18 protein-coding genes are annotated in these 14,577 nt (G+C 67.1%); 4 read left to right on the plus strand and 14 right to left on the minus strand.

The genetic code is table 11. From position 1 onward, the window contains the following. Positions 1-16: 16 nt before the first annotated feature. The gene (gene pcp, locus BWQ92_RS02585) at positions 17-739 is read right to left on the minus strand and encodes a pyroglutamyl-peptidase I (RefSeq protein ID WP_076798103.1); all 723 of its coding nucleotides are present in this window, start codon (positions 737-739) and stop codon (positions 17-19) included. Between the two features lie 82 nt (positions 740-821). Here pcp and BWQ92_RS02590 point away from each other — a divergent pair, with 82 nt between their 5' ends. After that, the gene (locus BWQ92_RS02590; RefSeq protein ID WP_076803462.1) at positions 822-1,991 is read left to right on the plus strand and encodes an Rv2578c family radical SAM protein; all 1,170 of its coding nucleotides are present in this window, start codon (positions 822-824) and stop codon (positions 1,989-1,991) included. 50 nt (positions 1,992-2,041) lie between these two features. Here BWQ92_RS02590 and BWQ92_RS02595 read toward each other — a convergent pair whose 3' ends face one another. Further along, positions 2,042-2,503, minus strand: coding sequence for a (deoxy)nucleoside triphosphate pyrophosphohydrolase (locus BWQ92_RS02595; RefSeq protein ID WP_076798104.1), 462 nt, complete (start codon positions 2,501-2,503; stop codon positions 2,042-2,044). A gap of 128 nt (positions 2,504-2,631) precedes the next feature. Here BWQ92_RS02595 and BWQ92_RS02600 point away from each other — a divergent pair, with 128 nt between their 5' ends. Next, on the plus strand, positions 2,632-3,837 hold the full coding sequence (locus BWQ92_RS02600) for an MFS transporter (protein WP_076798105.1): 1,206 nt from the start codon (positions 2,632-2,634) through the stop codon (positions 3,835-3,837). A 322-nt stretch (positions 3,838-4,159) separates the two neighbouring features. Then, positions 4,160-4,435, plus strand: a complete 276-nt coding sequence (locus BWQ92_RS02605) for a GlsB/YeaQ/YmgE family stress response membrane protein (RefSeq protein WP_076798106.1) — start codon at positions 4,160-4,162, stop codon at positions 4,433-4,435. Between the two features lie 123 nt (positions 4,436-4,558). Here the strand turns inward: BWQ92_RS02605 and BWQ92_RS02610 are convergent, their stop codons facing one another. The 4 genes from BWQ92_RS02610 to infC form a co-directional block, all read right to left on the minus strand. Continuing rightward, positions 4,559-5,455: a TrmH family RNA methyltransferase gene (locus tag BWQ92_RS02610; protein WP_076798107.1), complete on the minus strand. Its 897-nt coding sequence runs from the start codon at positions 5,453-5,455 to the stop codon at positions 4,559-4,561. Between the two features lie 53 nt (positions 5,456-5,508). Further along, positions 5,509-5,961 (minus strand): 50S ribosomal protein L20, encoded by a 453-nt coding sequence (gene rplT / locus BWQ92_RS02615; protein WP_076798108.1) that lies wholly within the window; start codon positions 5,959-5,961, stop codon positions 5,509-5,511. A gap of 117 nt (positions 5,962-6,078) precedes the next feature. Next, positions 6,079-6,273, minus strand: coding sequence for a 50S ribosomal protein L35 (rpmI, locus tag BWQ92_RS02620; protein ID WP_076798109.1), 195 nt, complete (start codon positions 6,271-6,273; stop codon positions 6,079-6,081). A gap of 117 nt (positions 6,274-6,390) precedes the next feature. Next, positions 6,391-7,398 carry a translation initiation factor IF-3 gene (infC, locus tag BWQ92_RS02625; protein ID WP_236783086.1) on the minus strand — a complete coding sequence of 336 codons (1,008 nt, stop codon included), beginning with the start codon at positions 7,396-7,398 and terminating at the stop codon, positions 6,391-6,393. A gap of 383 nt (positions 7,399-7,781) precedes the next feature. On the opposite strand from infC, the gene BWQ92_RS02630 reads away from it, so the two are divergent. Continuing rightward, on the plus strand, positions 7,782-8,168 hold the full coding sequence (locus tag BWQ92_RS02630) for a DUF1844 domain-containing protein (RefSeq protein WP_076798111.1): 387 nt from the start codon (positions 7,782-7,784) through the stop codon (positions 8,166-8,168). Between the two features lie 120 nt (positions 8,169-8,288). On the opposite strand, the gene BWQ92_RS02635 is transcribed toward BWQ92_RS02630, so the two are convergent. From BWQ92_RS02635 to BWQ92_RS02665, 8 genes are all read right to left on the minus strand, one after another. Beyond that, positions 8,289-9,587, minus strand: a complete 1,299-nt coding sequence (locus BWQ92_RS02635) for an MFS transporter (RefSeq protein ID WP_076798112.1) — start codon at positions 9,585-9,587, stop codon at positions 8,289-8,291. Between the two features lie 57 nt (positions 9,588-9,644). Continuing rightward, positions 9,645-10,523, minus strand: a complete 879-nt coding sequence (locus BWQ92_RS02640; protein WP_076803463.1) for an SseB family protein — start codon at positions 10,521-10,523, stop codon at positions 9,645-9,647. 57 nt (positions 10,524-10,580) lie between these two features. Then, positions 10,581-11,327: a bifunctional 1-(5-phosphoribosyl)-5-((5-phosphoribosylamino)methylideneamino)imidazole-4-carboxamide isomerase/phosphoribosylanthranilate isomerase PriA gene (priA, locus tag BWQ92_RS02645; protein WP_076798113.1), complete on the minus strand. Its 747-nt coding sequence runs from the start codon at positions 11,325-11,327 to the stop codon at positions 10,581-10,583. 72 nt (positions 11,328-11,399) lie between these two features. Continuing rightward, positions 11,400-11,558 (minus strand): hypothetical protein, encoded by a 159-nt coding sequence (locus BWQ92_RS23805; protein WP_172804235.1) that lies wholly within the window; start codon positions 11,556-11,558, stop codon positions 11,400-11,402. Beyond that, positions 11,559-12,296, minus strand: a complete 738-nt coding sequence (gene hisH, locus BWQ92_RS02650; protein WP_076798114.1) for an imidazole glycerol phosphate synthase subunit HisH — start codon at positions 12,294-12,296, stop codon at positions 11,559-11,561. Beyond that, on the minus strand, positions 12,293-12,919 hold the full coding sequence (hisB, locus tag BWQ92_RS02655; RefSeq protein WP_076798115.1) for an imidazoleglycerol-phosphate dehydratase HisB: 627 nt from the start codon (positions 12,917-12,919) through the stop codon (positions 12,293-12,295). The genes hisH and hisB overlap by 4 nt, the downstream gene beginning before the upstream one ends. 58 nt (positions 12,920-12,977) lie before the next feature. After that, positions 12,978-14,096: a histidinol-phosphate transaminase gene (locus BWQ92_RS02660; protein WP_076803464.1), complete on the minus strand. Its 1,119-nt coding sequence runs from the start codon at positions 14,094-14,096 to the stop codon at positions 12,978-12,980. Positions 14,097-14,173: 77 nt separating this feature from the next. Then, entirely contained in the window at positions 14,174-14,479 is a 306-nt protein-coding gene (locus BWQ92_RS02665) for a LysM peptidoglycan-binding domain-containing protein (protein ID WP_076803465.1), read from the minus strand. Between the last annotated feature and the right edge of the window lie 98 nt (positions 14,480-14,577).

Here is a 14,577-nt window from a genome sequence, read left to right on the forward strand (position 1 = left end):
TGCTGGATGCCGCAGCCTAGTGAAGACTGCCTGCCGCGAGCGCAACGCCGGAAGAACGGGCAACGCCGGGCTGGATGGTGCCGGAAGGGTGGATGTCGCCGGATGGCTGGGAAAGCGACGTGCGGACGACGGCGGCGATCGCCTCCGCCATGGACGCGACAGGCATGGACGCGACAGGCAGCGACGGGGCTGGCGGCGACAGGGCAGCGCTCCCCTGCTCTACCTGGTCGGGTGCGAAGGGCACGTGGACGAATCCGCCGCGGACGCCTGGCCGGGACGTGAGCTCATGCATGAGCGCATAGAAAGTGTGGTTGCAGACGTACGTTCCCGCTGTCTGTGAGACTTCCACGGGAATACCGGCCCTGTCCACGGCAAGAAGGGCGGCCTTGACCGGCAGGGACGTGAAATAGGCGGCAGGCCCATCCGGCACCACCGGAACGTCCACAGGCTGGTTCCCGGAGTTATCCGGAATGGGGGCGTCATCGCAGTTGATGGCCACCCTTTCCAGGGAGACCTTTTCCCGGCCTCCGGCTTGCCCGATGCACACCACCAGTTCCGGCGCCAGGTCATCGAGGGCATTCCGCAGCACACTTCCGGCCGCGCCGAAGACGCACGGCAGTTCCACGGCTGTCACGGGAAAACCCGCCTCCCGGAGCAGATCCCGGGCTGCCTGGGCTGCCGCCCAGGACGGATTAAGCGGCTGGCCGCCAAAAGGTTCAAAGCCGGTGAGCAGAATCATGGAGCCAGCGTAGCGGCAAGTCCGCGGGAAACGCCGACGGCGTACCTTGACTTAAGTTCGAACATACCTTCGAATGGTGAGCATGAGATGGGACGCGCAGGCACTCAACCCGGCACAGCAGGAAATGCCCGGAACTGCACCGCTGCTGCCCTTGGCGGGGCTGGTGCGGTCGGTGTCCACCCCTGAGTTTGCCGGCGTCACCTTTCACGAGGTCACCGCCAAATCGGTGCTCAACAAGGTGCCCGCCGGTTCCCGGATGCCGTTCGAATGGACCGTGAACCCCTACCGGGGCTGCAGCCACGCGTGCGTTTACTGCTTCGCCCGCAAGACCCACACCTACCTGGACTTCGACGCCGGGCTTGATTTCGACAGCCAGGTGGTGGTGAAGATCAACGCCGCCGAAGTACTGCGCAAGGAGCTGGCCAAGCCATCCTGGCAGCGGGAGCATGTAGCACTGGGCACCAACACAGACCCGTACCAGCGTGCCGAGGGCCGGTACCGGCTGATGCCTGGCATCATCGGCGCCCTTGCCGACTCCGGCACCCCGCTGTCCATCCTGACCAAGGGAACTTTGCTGGCGCGTGACATCCCGCTCCTCAAGCATGCCGCGGCACAGGTTCCGGTGGGCATCGGAATCTCGCTCGCCATGACGGACGAGCACCTCTCCGAAGCAATCGAGCCGGGCACACCTGGTCCACGGGCCAGGCTCAAGCTCGTTTCCAGGCTCCGGGAAGCCGGGCTGCCCTGCGGGGTGATGGCCATGCCCATCCTGCCGTGGCTCTCTGACAGCGACGAGGCACTGGACTCCCTGTTCGCCTCACTGGCGGCCGCTGGTGCCACCGGTGTCACCGCCGGTGCCCTGTATCTCAAGCCCGGCACCAGGGAATGGTTCATGCAGTGGATCGCTGCCCGGCATCCGGAACTGGTGGGCCGCTACCGCCGGCTGTACGGCACGGGCTCGTACGCCTCAAAGGAATACCGCACCTGGTTGGCTGGCAGGGTCCGCTTCTTCAAAGCCCGGCACGGACTGGCCGGCTCGCACGGGTTCAGCCACCGGGACATCGACGGTTCCAAAACCGGGCACCAGCAGACCGGCTCTGCCCCGGCAGAAGGACCACTGGCCGACGCCACGCTGGCTGATGACCCGCGCGGTGAGGAAGCCGCCTACCCCGAAGGAAGCCTCCCGCAGCGGCGGTCGGGGCAGCATGGCCAGCTCGGTGTGACCCGGATGTCGCAGCCCACGCTGTTCTGAGCCCAGGCAACGGTTCCGAGCAAACAGCTCGAGAAGCGTGGCAAAGGGTGTTAATTTCCGTCGACGGACCCGGCGGTGGTCGCGGCGGCGGCGACGCTGTCCAGCAGCGCCCGGACAATCGGCAGGTCCGCCGGGATCCAGGGCAGGCTGAGAGCTTCGTCACGATCATGAATGCTGATCCACCGGAGTTCATCATGGTCTTCGAGCGGGCGCGGGTCGCCATCCGCCACCTCCGCAAACCACACCCGCATGGCCGCGCGCTCGTTCAGGGGCCAGCCTGCCGGGCCCGGGGCTTCCAGCTCCGCCCCGAGGACGACGCCGATACCGAGCTCCTCGCGAAGCTCCCGGTGCAGTGCGTTTTCGGGAGATTCGCCGGTTTCCACCTTGCCGCCGGGGAACTCCCACATGCCGGCGAACTGCGGCGGCGCAGTCCGGCGTGCCACGAGAAGCCGGGCGGGAGCGGACAGGGAATCGAGCACGGCCCCGCCGACGACGTTGATGAGTTCAGTCACCGGTCCAGTCTATGAGGATGTCGGCTGCTGCCGTCCGGGAATACGTGTCCCGCCGCCGGGCTTGTTAAAATCGTACTTATCAGTGGCAACGAGGCCGACTCCGTAACTCCCTTTCGAAAAGCAGGCACATGACTTCCACTGTCCAGGCTCCCCGCACGCCCAAAACCGCCACCCGCATCGGTCCCGCCATCCTGGCACTGGCCATGGGCGGTTTTGGGATCGGCGTCACCGAATTCGCCATGATGGGCCTGCTCAAGGAGGTCGAAGCCGGACTCCGGATCGGCACTCCCGAGGCCGGCCACCTCATCTCGGCCTACGCCCTCGGCGTGGTCGTCGGCGCTCCCGTGCTTGCCGCCGTCGGGGCCAAGTTGCCGCGCAAGTTCCTCGCGCTGGGCCTGATGCTGTTCTTCAGCGTCGCCAACCTGTCCTCGTTCATCGCGCCAGATTACGCGAGCATGCTGGCCTCCCGGTTCGCCGCCGGACTGCCGCATGGGGCGTTCTTCGGGGTGGCGGCCGTGATTGCCGCGTCGCTTGTGGCACCGACCAGGCGGGGCTGGGCCATTTCCATGGTGATGGCGGGCCTCACCGTGGCCAACGTGGTGGGCGTTCCCTTCGCCACGTGGCTTGGGCAGACCTTTGGCTGGCGGCTGCTCTTTGTCCTGGTGGGAGTGCTGGGTTTGGTAACCCTGGCGCTCATCTGGAAATTCGTCCCGTTCCAGCCGGCGCATGCTGAGGCGAGCATCCGCAGGGAGCTCGGCGCCCTCCGGCGGGCACAGGTCTGGCTTGCAATCCTGATAGGCATTGTTGGTTTTGGCGGCTTCTTCGCCACCTACACCTATATCGCCCACACCATGACCTCCGTGGCCGGTATTCCCACCGCCCTGCTGCCGCTCGTGGTGGCTCTGTACGGCCTGGGCATGGTGGCAGGCAACATTGTCGGTGGCCGGATCGCGGACAAGTCCGTCATGGGGACCATCTACCGGGTGCTGCCGGGAATCGCCGTCGCCCTCGTGGTGTACGCTGTGGCCGTGCACTGGGCGTGGGCGGCCTTCATCATGGTGTTCGTCGTGGGCGGCGCCGGGTCCATGCTCGTCCCGGCCCTGCAGACCCGGCTGCTGGACGCGTCTCCCGATGCGCCGTCGCTGGCATCCTCGCTTAACCACGCGGCACTAAACGTGGCCAACGCCCTGGGCGCTTTCCTCGGCGGCGTCGTGATCGCCTGGGGCTGGGGTTACGTTGCCCCCGCCCTGGTGGGTGCCGTGCTGGCCATCCTCGGCCTCATAGTGGCCCTGCTCAGCGGCCTGCTGGAACGCAAAAGGCCGCTGGCTCCGTAACAGCAGTTCCAAGCCAGCGGCTGATGCGGTTTTGCGTCGTACGGGCGGGCCGGCGCCGCAACAACCGCCTTGGTACCGCCGCTTGCAGCCAAGGAAGCTCACCTCTCTGCATGCGTATTCCAGCGGATGGAACAGGGCAACATGGCGCCGCCGCCTGGTAAATGCGTAGCCGTCCCGGCCGCGACAGAAACCCGTCCATGCCGCTCTGACGCCGCGAAAAGGCGAAAACTAAGCCTGCTGACAAAGAAACGCGCCCTGTGTTAGCTTGAAGCCATATCGGGACTGATAAGAATCGATCCCGACGAATATGAAGGAGCAGACAATGGGTTTTCTTGCTTGGATTATTCTCGGCCTGATCGTAGGCGCAATTGTTAAAGCCGTCATGCCCGGCCGGGTCGGCGGCGGATGGGTCACCAGCCTGGTTCTGGGCGTTGTTGGCGCCATCGTTGGCGGCTGGATCGGCAGCCTTCTCTTCGGCAAGGGCGACCTTGCGTTCTTTGACCTTGGCACCTGGATCCTCGCCATCATCGGCGGCCTCGTAGTCGCGGGTATCTACGGCGCAATCACCGGCCGCAACCGGACCACCCGCGCGCCATAACAGGCCAAATTACAGGCACTGGGCTTCAACACACCCAGGCATATGACAGACAAAACAGACAGGAGCGGGTGCCCACCACATGGTGGGTATCCGCTCCTTCTTGTATCCGCTGCGTATCCGGAACTACGTGGGCTGCTGGGACCTCGCACTGGCATAGAGGCAGACCGTGGCGGCCGTCCCCAGATTAAGGCTCTCCGCAGCGCCGTACACGGGCACTGCCACGCGATGGTCTGCCAGCGCCAGCTCGTCGTCGGACAGCCCCTGCGCTTCGTTGCCGAAAAGCCATGCCGTGGGATTCTCCAGGGCGTAGTCTGAGCCGGCGGTGGATGCACCAAGCCTGCGCGCCGCGTTCTCGTCCTGCAGCCGGTCCAGATTAAGTTTCCCGTAACCGTCCGCGGCGAGTACCCCGATCCCCCGGGCTTTGCACAGCGCCACCAGTTCAGCGACGTCGGCACCGGGGACCACCGGGAGGTGAAACAGGGAGCCGGCCGTCGAGCGGACCGCCTTGGGGTTGTAGATGTCCACACTGGATCCGGTCAGGATGACGGCATCGGCGCCGGCGGCGTCGGCGGCCCGGAGCACGGTGCCGGCGTTGCCCGGGTCCCGGACCTGGCAAAGCACGGCGATCAGCCGTGGACCGGCGTCGAGCACGTCCGCCAGGGCGACGTCCACGAAATCGCATACCGCGACGATCCCCTGCGGGGTGACGGTGTCCGCCATGGAGGCCAGGACGTCATCGGTGGCGAGCCGGGCAGTGGTTCCCACGGCCAGTTCCTCGAACTCCGGGTAACGGTCCAGGCAGGCCTCGCTGGCATACACCTCGCGGACTATGCCGGGCTGTCCGGCGGCGATCCGCTTGCCGTGCAGCACCAGGGCCTCACGGACTGCCTGCGGGCCCTCGGCCAGGAACTGCCGGCGCCTTAAACGGGCCGGGCGCCCTGCAAGCTTTGCCACGTCCCTCACCCGATCTGCTCGGGGATTGGAGAGTGGAAAGTCTTGCGGGCGCCCGGTTTCGTTCATATAAGAAACCTTAGTGGCTGTTGCCACCGGTCCTTGAACTGGGAGTTGCCTGCTTACTCGGCAGCTGCAGCAGCCGGCTTCGCAGCGCGTGCGCGCGTAGCCTTGGCCTTCGGTGCAGCCTCGGCCTTGGCGGCCGGAGCGGAGGTGTCTGCGGGCAAGGAGTCCTTGGCAACCTGGACCAGCGCAGCGAAAGCGTTGGCGTCGGAAACGGCGAGCTCGGCCAGCATACGGCGGTCAACCTCAACCTCAGCGGCCTTCAGGCCCTGGATCAGGCGGTTGTAGGTCAGGCCGTTGGCGCGGGATGCAGCGTTGATGCGCTGGATCCACAGGCGGCGGAAGTCGCCCTTCTTCTTCTTGCGGTCGCCGTAGCTGTACACAAACGAGTGCAGCAGCTGTTCTTTTGCCTTGCGGTACAGGCGTGAGCGCTGCCCACGGTAACCTTTGGCGCGTTCGAGGACAACCCGGCGCTTCTTGTGGGCATTTACCGCCCGCTTCACACGTGCCACGTGCGTACTCCTTCAGAATTCTTGTCCCAAGCATCTTCCGCCGGTGATCCGGCTGGCCTGAGAAGGCTTTATTTATTGGTGGCCGCTGCCTGATGACGGCGGCCGGAGAGCTTGGAACTAGATGCCGAGCATCTTCCGGATGACCTTGGCGTCGCCCTTGAAGACGATTTTGTCACCGGCGAGGCGGCGGGTCAGGCGGGTGGACTTGTGCTCCAGGTAGTGGCGGCGGTTGGCCTGCTGGCGGCGCAGCTTGCCGGTACCGGTCAGCTTGAAGCGCTTCTTAGCACCACTGTGGGTTTTCATCTTCGGCATGGGAACCGATCTCCTAACGTTTCCGCAGACCATGTCTGCAGTCATTCGCGCAGCCGTCCCTGGGGACGGCGTGCTGGTTGCTGGCTGCCTGAAGGGAATGCCTTCCGCAGTTTCGAACTAGTTGGTCTTCTTGCCTGCCGGCTTCGGCGTGGGCCGCGGTGCCGCAGGACGTGCCACCGGTTTCGGCGCTGCGGGCCGGGCCACAGGCTTCGGCGGGGCAGGCACGGCCGCGGGCTTCGGCGCTGCCGGGGCAGGCGTTTCGGCCTGGGGAGCCTTCGGCGCAGGCGCCTTGGCGGCAGCCGGGGCGGCGGGCTCCGCGGGAGCTGCAGCCTTCGGCGCAGGCGCCTCGGCGGGTGCAGCAGCGGCGGGTGCAGCAGCCTTTGGCGCGGGCGCCTCGGCAGGCGTCGCAGCTTCGGGTGCCGCGGCTTCGGCGGCCGGGGCCTCCGCAGCCGGAGCTTCCTGGGCCGGCTCAGCCGGCGCCTCGGCGGCGGTGTCCGCAGAAACCTTGAAACCCTCCGGCAGGAGGTCACCCAGCGACTGCGTCATCGGTGCCTGGTCCTTGCCGGAAACGTCCACGCGGGCGGCGGCCTTGGCTTCGTTCTGGGCCTTGGCCTCGGCACGCTGGGATGCGCGGCGGGCCTCGGCCTTCGCCTCGGCCTTGTTCTTCAGCGGACCGATGACCATCACCATGTTGCGGCCGTCGATGCGCGGGCTTGACTCCACGACACCGACTTCAGCAACATCCTCAGCGAAACGCTGCAGGAGGCGCAGGCCCATTTCGGGACGCTGCTGCTCGCGTCCGCGGAACTGGATCATGGCCTTGACCTTGTCCCCGGCTCCGAGGAACCGCAGGGCGTGGCCGCGCTTGGTCTCGTAGTCGTGGGTGTCGATCTTCAGGCGGAACCGGATTTCCTTCAGAACCGTGTTCGTCTGGTTCTTCCGGGCCTCACGGGCCTTGACTGCGGCTTCGTACTTGTACTTGCCGAAGTCCATCAGCTTGCACACCGGAGGCTTGGCCTGCGGTGCAACTTCAACGAGATCCAGGTCGGACTCGGCAGCCAGACGCAGGGCATCCTCGATGCGGACGATCCCTACCTGTTCGCCGGCAGGGCCGACCAGCCGCACCTCAGGGACGCGGATACGCTCATTGATTCTTGGCTCGCTAATGTTAAAGCTCCTGTGTTTGTAATGGGTGTTCCACCGGCAAAATGGAGAAGGCCCCCAATTGCCGGAGCAATCGAAGGCCTCGAAGATCGGATGTGCACCTCCCCGCAGGGACTACACGCACTTCCCCGGGCTCCTGCCCGGTGAACCGCCCGACCGTTACCCGGCAACCTTGCTGCCCTGAACCTTCCAGGGAAAACGGCTGACGCGGGTGGGAGAGACCTCCGCTTGCAAACTGAATATCAATTCTACAGAAAGATACCCGCCGACCGCACATTCGCGGCAGTGGGTCTCATACACGGCAAAATAACGACATCCAGTCGGTCTGTGACAAGCTTACCAGTATGAGCACTCCCGACAGCAATTCACACGTCTACCGGGCGCCCGGCGCCGGGGACGACGTCACGCAGCAAATCCGCGACATCTCCGAGGTTCCCGCGATCGAGGTCATCACCACGGCCGCCGTGCACCTCATGAGTGCGTCCGCCGTCAAGCTTGGCCTGGCCGCTGAGGAGAACGCCGCAGAGCTGAAGGACCTGGATGAGGCCCGCAAGCTCATCACCGCCCTCGCCGGCCTGGTGACGGCAGCCGCCCCGGAGATCGGCTCGCAGCACGCCGGTCCGTTGCGCGATGGCCTGCGGTCCCTGCAGCTTGCCTTCCGCGAGGAGTCCATCATCCCGGATCCTCCGGGCAAGGGCCCCGGTGAGAAGTTCACCGGAGCAGTGAACTAAGGGCGCCGTGAACTAAGGATTGAATTACGACGGCGGCGGGCCGGCTCGTCGGAGCCGGTCCGCCGCCGTTGTTGCACACTGAAGCCCGCGGTCGCTTTGCATGCCGACGCCCGCGGCCGGTCAGGATGCAGTGGCGGCCCGGCGAAGCCGCTGCAGGACAAGGCCCACAACGCACAGCAGCACGCCAGCCACACCGACGGACACGAAGCCGCCCGACGGTCCGACGCCGTCAATGAAGAGTCCCGCCACCGGAGCACCCAGCGCAACACCGGCCGTCAGCGCCGACCCGTACCAGCCCATCGCCTCGCCGCGCCTGTCCTCGTCGACAAGTTCCGTCACCGTCTCGGAGGCAGCCGAAAGGACAGGCGCACAGAGGAGACCCGGCAGCACGGACAGCAGGCTCAGGGTCAGGGTATCGGTGGCGAAGCCCATGGGGATAGTCAGCGCCGCCATCGCCAGCAGCAGCAGGATCGGCGAGACGGGCCGGTGCATGGCACCGTACACGAGGCCGCCCACCACCGACGCGGCGCACCAGAAGAAGAACACCAGGCCGATTTCGCCCTGACGGCCGCCGGTCTCCAATGCGGCCACGATGCCGACGTCGGTGCCGCTGAGCACCATGCCCGCGCCGGCAGCAACGGCGAACACCGCGGCTACCGCAGCGGTGAACCAGCCGAGGCTACGGGCCACCCTGCCCCTGAGGACTCCCCGCCGCCTGGTGCCCGCAGCCGCCGGACCGAGGTCTGAAGCAGCCTCCTGCAGATGTGCGGGCGCAGCAGCCACGACGGCAACCTCGGCAGCCTCCTGCTCGTCCGCTTCGCAGGCCGCCGAACGGTCGGCACTGCGGGTGGGCGGGTTGAACCACATGAGAAAAAGCCCGGCCAGCGACGTCGAGACGCCGACGGCGGTCAGCCCCAGCGCGGAATGGCCGCTCGTGGCCACCACAGCACCGACAGCCGGCCCGAACATGAACACCATCTCGGTGGTAACTGAATCCAGCGCGAAGGCGGTCCTGCGCTGGTCGCCGTCCGCCAGGACCCCCAGGGACTGCCGCACCACGCTAAAGATGGGAAGCGTCAGGAGGCCCCCGACAAACACGAGGGGCAGCAGCCACTGGTAGGAGACGTGCGGCACGATGGACCAAATGACGGTTTCCGAAATGACCGAAGGTATCAGCGCCTTCCGCAGGCCTGCGGTATCCACGCGGCGGCCTCGCCACGGAGCACCGAGCGCAATGCCGATGGTCATCACGGCCGCCGCCGTTCCCGCAGCCGCGTAGCCCTCACCGAGGGTCAGGACGATGTGCAGAGTCAGCAGGACACCTGCCGCCGAATGGGGAATGCGGGCAATCATGCCGACGGCCAGGAGCCGGCGGATGGGCCGGACGGCCAGCAGCTCCCGGTACAGGGTGAAATTCACAGGTGGGTCCTCAGTTCCGCCGCCGGACAGCACCGGAACGGATGCCCGCCCCCGCGGCTACTGCGCGGCGCGCCTTAGCTTGACTTCGATCGAATCAACGCGCTCACCAAACAATACATTCCGGCTCCACTCCGACTGGAGTCGGGCAACAAGCTCCTGGACCGCAGCCGCATCGAGACCGTCCTCAAGGTAAAGCACCACCCGCAGTTCCGGTCCGGATCCGCCGCCGTCGATACGGCGGCCGGATGCAGTGGCGGTGCCCACTCCCCCGCCGGGAAGGACGTCGAGTCCGCGGACCGCAGGCTTGCCTTCGGCTCCCGCCCGCAGCACTGCGGCGAGCTCGGTGTCCAGGTAGGAGGGCACCCACTCCCGCTGCTGCGCGAGGGCCCAGACGCCCGGACGACGGACCACGAAGGTCACCTCGGAGCCAGGGTCCACGACCAGCAGCTCCGCCCCTTCGGAAACGGCGGACAGGGCTGCCCTCGCGGCATAGACAGCCACGGGGCGCGCCTCCGGGTGCCAGGCCGCCAGGGCTGCTGCCGACGTAAACACGGGCATCGCAAGACGGCCGTCCGGCGCCTTTAGAGTCACCAGCGCCATGTCCGCCTGTTTGTCGGCGTGCACGCCGTGCGCGCCCTCGGCTTCCTCCGCCAGCTGGGCGACGACGGGGACAAAGACGCGGGCGGTGGCGAGCGAAGCCACTACCGCGGCCTCATCGCCCTCGCCTGCAACGAGAGCAGAGACTGCGGCGAGATAACCGGCGTCGGCCGTTCCGTCGTCGTCCTCGAAGTTGTGGATCTTGGCGTCTTCGCCGGCAAGGCTGCGCCCGGCCCAGGGCTGGCCTGCGGAATCAGTGGCGCCACCCGCCCCGGCGAGGGCGGCCTCGATATGGCCGGGCAGCCGGCGTGCCTGTACGCCCGGGGCGGCAGGGGGCAGCTCCGCTGCCGGTCCGCCATCCGTCCGGTGGCTGTGGTGCTCGGCCACGGCGATGCCTTAGCGGCGTCCGGCGACGTCGAGGGCCTCGGGCAGGGTGAAGGCGCCGGCGTACAGCGCCTTGCCGACGATGGCACCTTCGACGCCGAGCGGCACCAGGGAACGCAGGACCTTCAGGTCATCAAGGCTCGAGATGCCGCCGGATGCCACCACGGGCTTGCCGGTCTTCTCCACCATCTGGCGCAGCAGCTCAACGTTCGGCCCCTGCAGCGTGCCGTCCTTGGTGACGTCGGTGACCACGTAGCGGGCGCAGCCGGCGTCTTCGAGGCGGCCCAGCACGTCCCACAGGTCACCGCCTTCCTTGGTCCAGCCACGTCCCGCGAGGGTGGTCCCGCGGACGTCCAGGCCGACGGCGATCCGGTCACCGAAGCGGTCGATGGCCCGCGCGGTCCATTCCGGGTTCTCCAGGGCGGCGGTGCCGAGGTTGACCCGGGCGACGCCCAGGTCCAGCGCCTTCTCGAGCGACTCGTCGTCGCGCAAGCCGCCGGAGAGCTCAACCTTGATGTCCAGCCGGCCCACTACTTCGCGCAGCAGGTCCGCGTTCGAGCCGCGGCCGAAGGCAGCGTCCAGATCCACCAGATGGACCCACTCCGCGCCCTGCTGCTGCCAGTTGAGTGCGGCCTCCAGCGGCGTTCCGTAGCTGGTTTCGCTGCCGGCCTCGCCCTGGACCAGGCGGACGGCCTGGCCGTTCACGACGTCGACGGCGGGCAGCAGTTCAAGTACCGGCAGCTCGTTTTGGCTGGTCATCGGGTCCTCAGTTCTTGTAGGCGCTGGTTCCCGTGGGCCCGTCTGATGCGGCGCCCACGGCGGTTTGGTTGGTTACTTGCCGGGGAGGGTCAGCAGGTAGGCGGCCAGCAGCGACATGGCTGCCAGCACGCAGAAGCCGATCTGGATCCAGAGCGGCCGGCGCTGCTGCCTGAAGGACAGCGCGCCGCCCACTAGGAGGCCGGCCAGTGCCATCAGGAGGACGGACCACATTCAGGCGTCCGCCGGCTGCCGGGAATGCGCCGCGCGAAGTCCGTCGACCCAGTTCTTCAGCAGACGCGCGCCGGCGTCTCCGGACTTTTCCGGGTGGAACTGTGTGGCGCTGAGGGGGCCGTTCTCCACGGCGGCGATGAAGGGCGCGCCGTGTTCGGACCACGTGACCAGCGGCGGGGCCATCCGGGGCTGGATGACGTCGAAATCCCAGTTCTGGACGCCGTAGGAGTGCACGAAGTAGAAGCGCTCACCTTCGACGCCGTCGAAAAGCTTCGAGCCTTCGGGGACTTTGACGGTGTTCCACCCCATGTGCGGAACCACCTCGGCCGGGAGGAGTTCCACCTTGCCGGGCCACTCCCCCATGCCTTCGGCTTCGGTTCCGTGTTCAACGCCGGCTTCGAAGAGCACCTGAAGGCCCACGCAGATGCCCAGCACCGGACGCCCGCCGGCGACACGGCGGCCGATCATGCGGATGCCGTCCACGGCCTTGAGTTCGCGCATGACCGTTTCGAAGGCGCCGACGCCGGGCACGACCAGGCCGTCGGCGTTCAGTACGTCCTCGGGCTTGGAGCTCAGGATGACTTCCGCGCCGGCGCGCTCCAGGGCACGCACGGCCGACCGGACGTTGCCGGAGCCGTAGTCCAGGACGGTCACGGTGGGCTTGCCCTCCGGCGAGGCCGGTTTCAGGGTGGCGGAAGGATCGAGGATCGCGCCCTCGTGCAGTACTTTTCCGGTCACAGTGCCCCCTTGGTGGACGGGATGCCCTCGACGCGGGGATCCGGCTCGACTGCGGCGCGGAGCGCCCGGGCGAAGGCCTTGAACTGGGCTTCGACGATGTGGTGCGGATCGCGGCCGGCGATGACGTTCATATGCAGGCAGATGCCGGCGTGCAGCGTGATTGCCTCGAACACGTGCCGGGTCAGCGATCCCGTGAAGTGCCCGCCGATCAGGTGGTATTCCTGCCCGGCGGGCTCGCCGCCGTGCACCAGGTAGGGCCGGCCGGAGACGTCGACCACGGCGTGTGCCAGGGCTTCATCCAAGGGCACGGTGGCCTCACCGAAGCGGCGGATGCCCGCCTTATTGCCCAGGGCGGTGCGCAGGACCTCGCCGAAGGTGATGGCCACGTCCTCGACGGTGTGGTGCACGTCAACGTGGGTGTCGCCGGTGGCCTTGACGGTCATGTCGATCAGTGAGTGCTTGCACAGCGCGGTCAGCATGTGGTCATAGAAGGGGACCGAGGTGCTGATGTCCGACACTCCGGTGCCGTCGAGGTTGATCTCCACCAGCACGGAGGATTCGCTGGTCTCGCGCTCCATGCGGGCAGTCCGGGCCTCGGCAGCCTTGATTCCGGTGTCGCTCATGGTGATAGATGTCCTTTGACGAGGATGGGGGCGGACCAGTCATGGTCCATATTCAAGTTTAGGCCGGAAGTGCGGCCTGCCTGGCCAGGATGCTTTCCAGCGCCTCCAGGAAGGCTGTGGTTTCCGTCTCAGTGCCGGCGGTGACCCGCAGGTGGCCGGCGATGCCGACGTCCCGGACGAGCACCCCGGCATCCAGCAGCTCCTGCCAGACCTCATGGGGCTTTTCCAGACCGCCGAAGAAGACGTAGTTGGAATCGGATGCCGCCGGCCGCAGCCCCATCCGCGTCAGCTCGGCGACAATCCGGTCGCGCTGGCGCTTGATGTCCTGCACATCCGCCATGAGCGCCTCCCGGTGCTGCAGCGCCGCGAGGGCGGTTGCCTGCGTGACGGCCGAGAGGTGATATGGCAGGCGCACCAGCCGGAGGGCGTCGGTCACCTCCGGCGCCGCGGCCATGTAGCCGAGGCGGGCACCGGCCAGGGCGAACGCCTTGCTCATGGTCCGGGAAACGATGAGCCGCTCCCGGCCCGGCAGCAGCGTCAGGGCGCTGGGCGTGCCGTCGTGCGCAAACTCGTGGTAGGCCTCGTCCACGACCACGACAGCCTGGCTTTCCTCACCTGCCTCGTAAACGGCTTCGACCACATCCAGGCCCAGGCCGGTACCGGTCGGGTTGTTGGGTGAACACAGGAAGACGATGTTGGGCTGGAGTTCGCGCACCTGGCTGGCGGCGGACTCGGCGCTGAGGCCGTAGTCATCGGCGCGCTTGCCGGCGATGTACGCGGTGTCCGTGCCGCTGGCGAGGAGCGGGTACATGGAGTACGTCGGGGGAAAGCTCAGCAGCGTGCGGCCGGGGCCGCCGAAGGCCTGAAGGATCTGCTGGAGGACCTCGTTGGAGCCGTTGGCTGCCCAGAGGTTGTCCGGGCTGAGTCCGTGGCCCAGGTACTCCGCCAAGGCTTCCCGAAGTTCCGTGAATTCGCGGTCGGGGTAGCGGTTGAGCCCGGCGGCGGCCTCGCTCACCGCCGCGGTGATGGCCGCCCGCACGTCGGCGGGCACGCCATGGGTGTTCTCGTTGACGTTGAGCAGGATCGGCACATCCAGCTGCGGGGCGCCGTAAGGGCTCAGCCCCTTCAGGTTGGTCCGCAGGGGCAGTCGGTTCAGTCGCTCAAGCTGGTCAGTCACCAAGACAGTTTAAGGAACCCGGAGGGCTGGCCGGAAACTGTGACGGCTGAGGCACCCCTGCCCCACTTCTGGCCGCCTTATTTCCGGGGCACGAACAGCTGCTGGCCTGGCATGACCTTGCCTGCCTGGAGATCGTTGAGCCGGACGATGTCCGCGATGACATCCCGGGGATCACGGTCCGGATCCACCTTTCCGGCGATGGCCCAGAGGGACTCACCGGGCTGCACCGTGACCGAAACCGCCGGGGTGACGGTCAGCCCGCTGGCATTGTCCGCCGCCTTGGCCGGGGAGTTCAGGAGCCCTGCCAGGGAAAGAATGAGGGCGGCGAGCAGGACAAGCGGCAGGCCGATCAGGACAATGCGGCCGCGGCGCGTGAGCCGCAGGCGCGGCGGCTTGCCCGGGCGGGATGCGGCACCGGACTTGGCCGGGACGGCGTGCTTACCACTGTCCCGGGAATCTGCGAACCGGGCTGCTGGTAAAA

The sequence above is a fragment of the Arthrobacter sp. QXT-31 genome (assembly GCF_001969265.1).
In the GTDB taxonomy this organism is placed as follows: domain Bacteria; phylum Actinomycetota; class Actinomycetes; order Actinomycetales; family Micrococcaceae; genus Arthrobacter.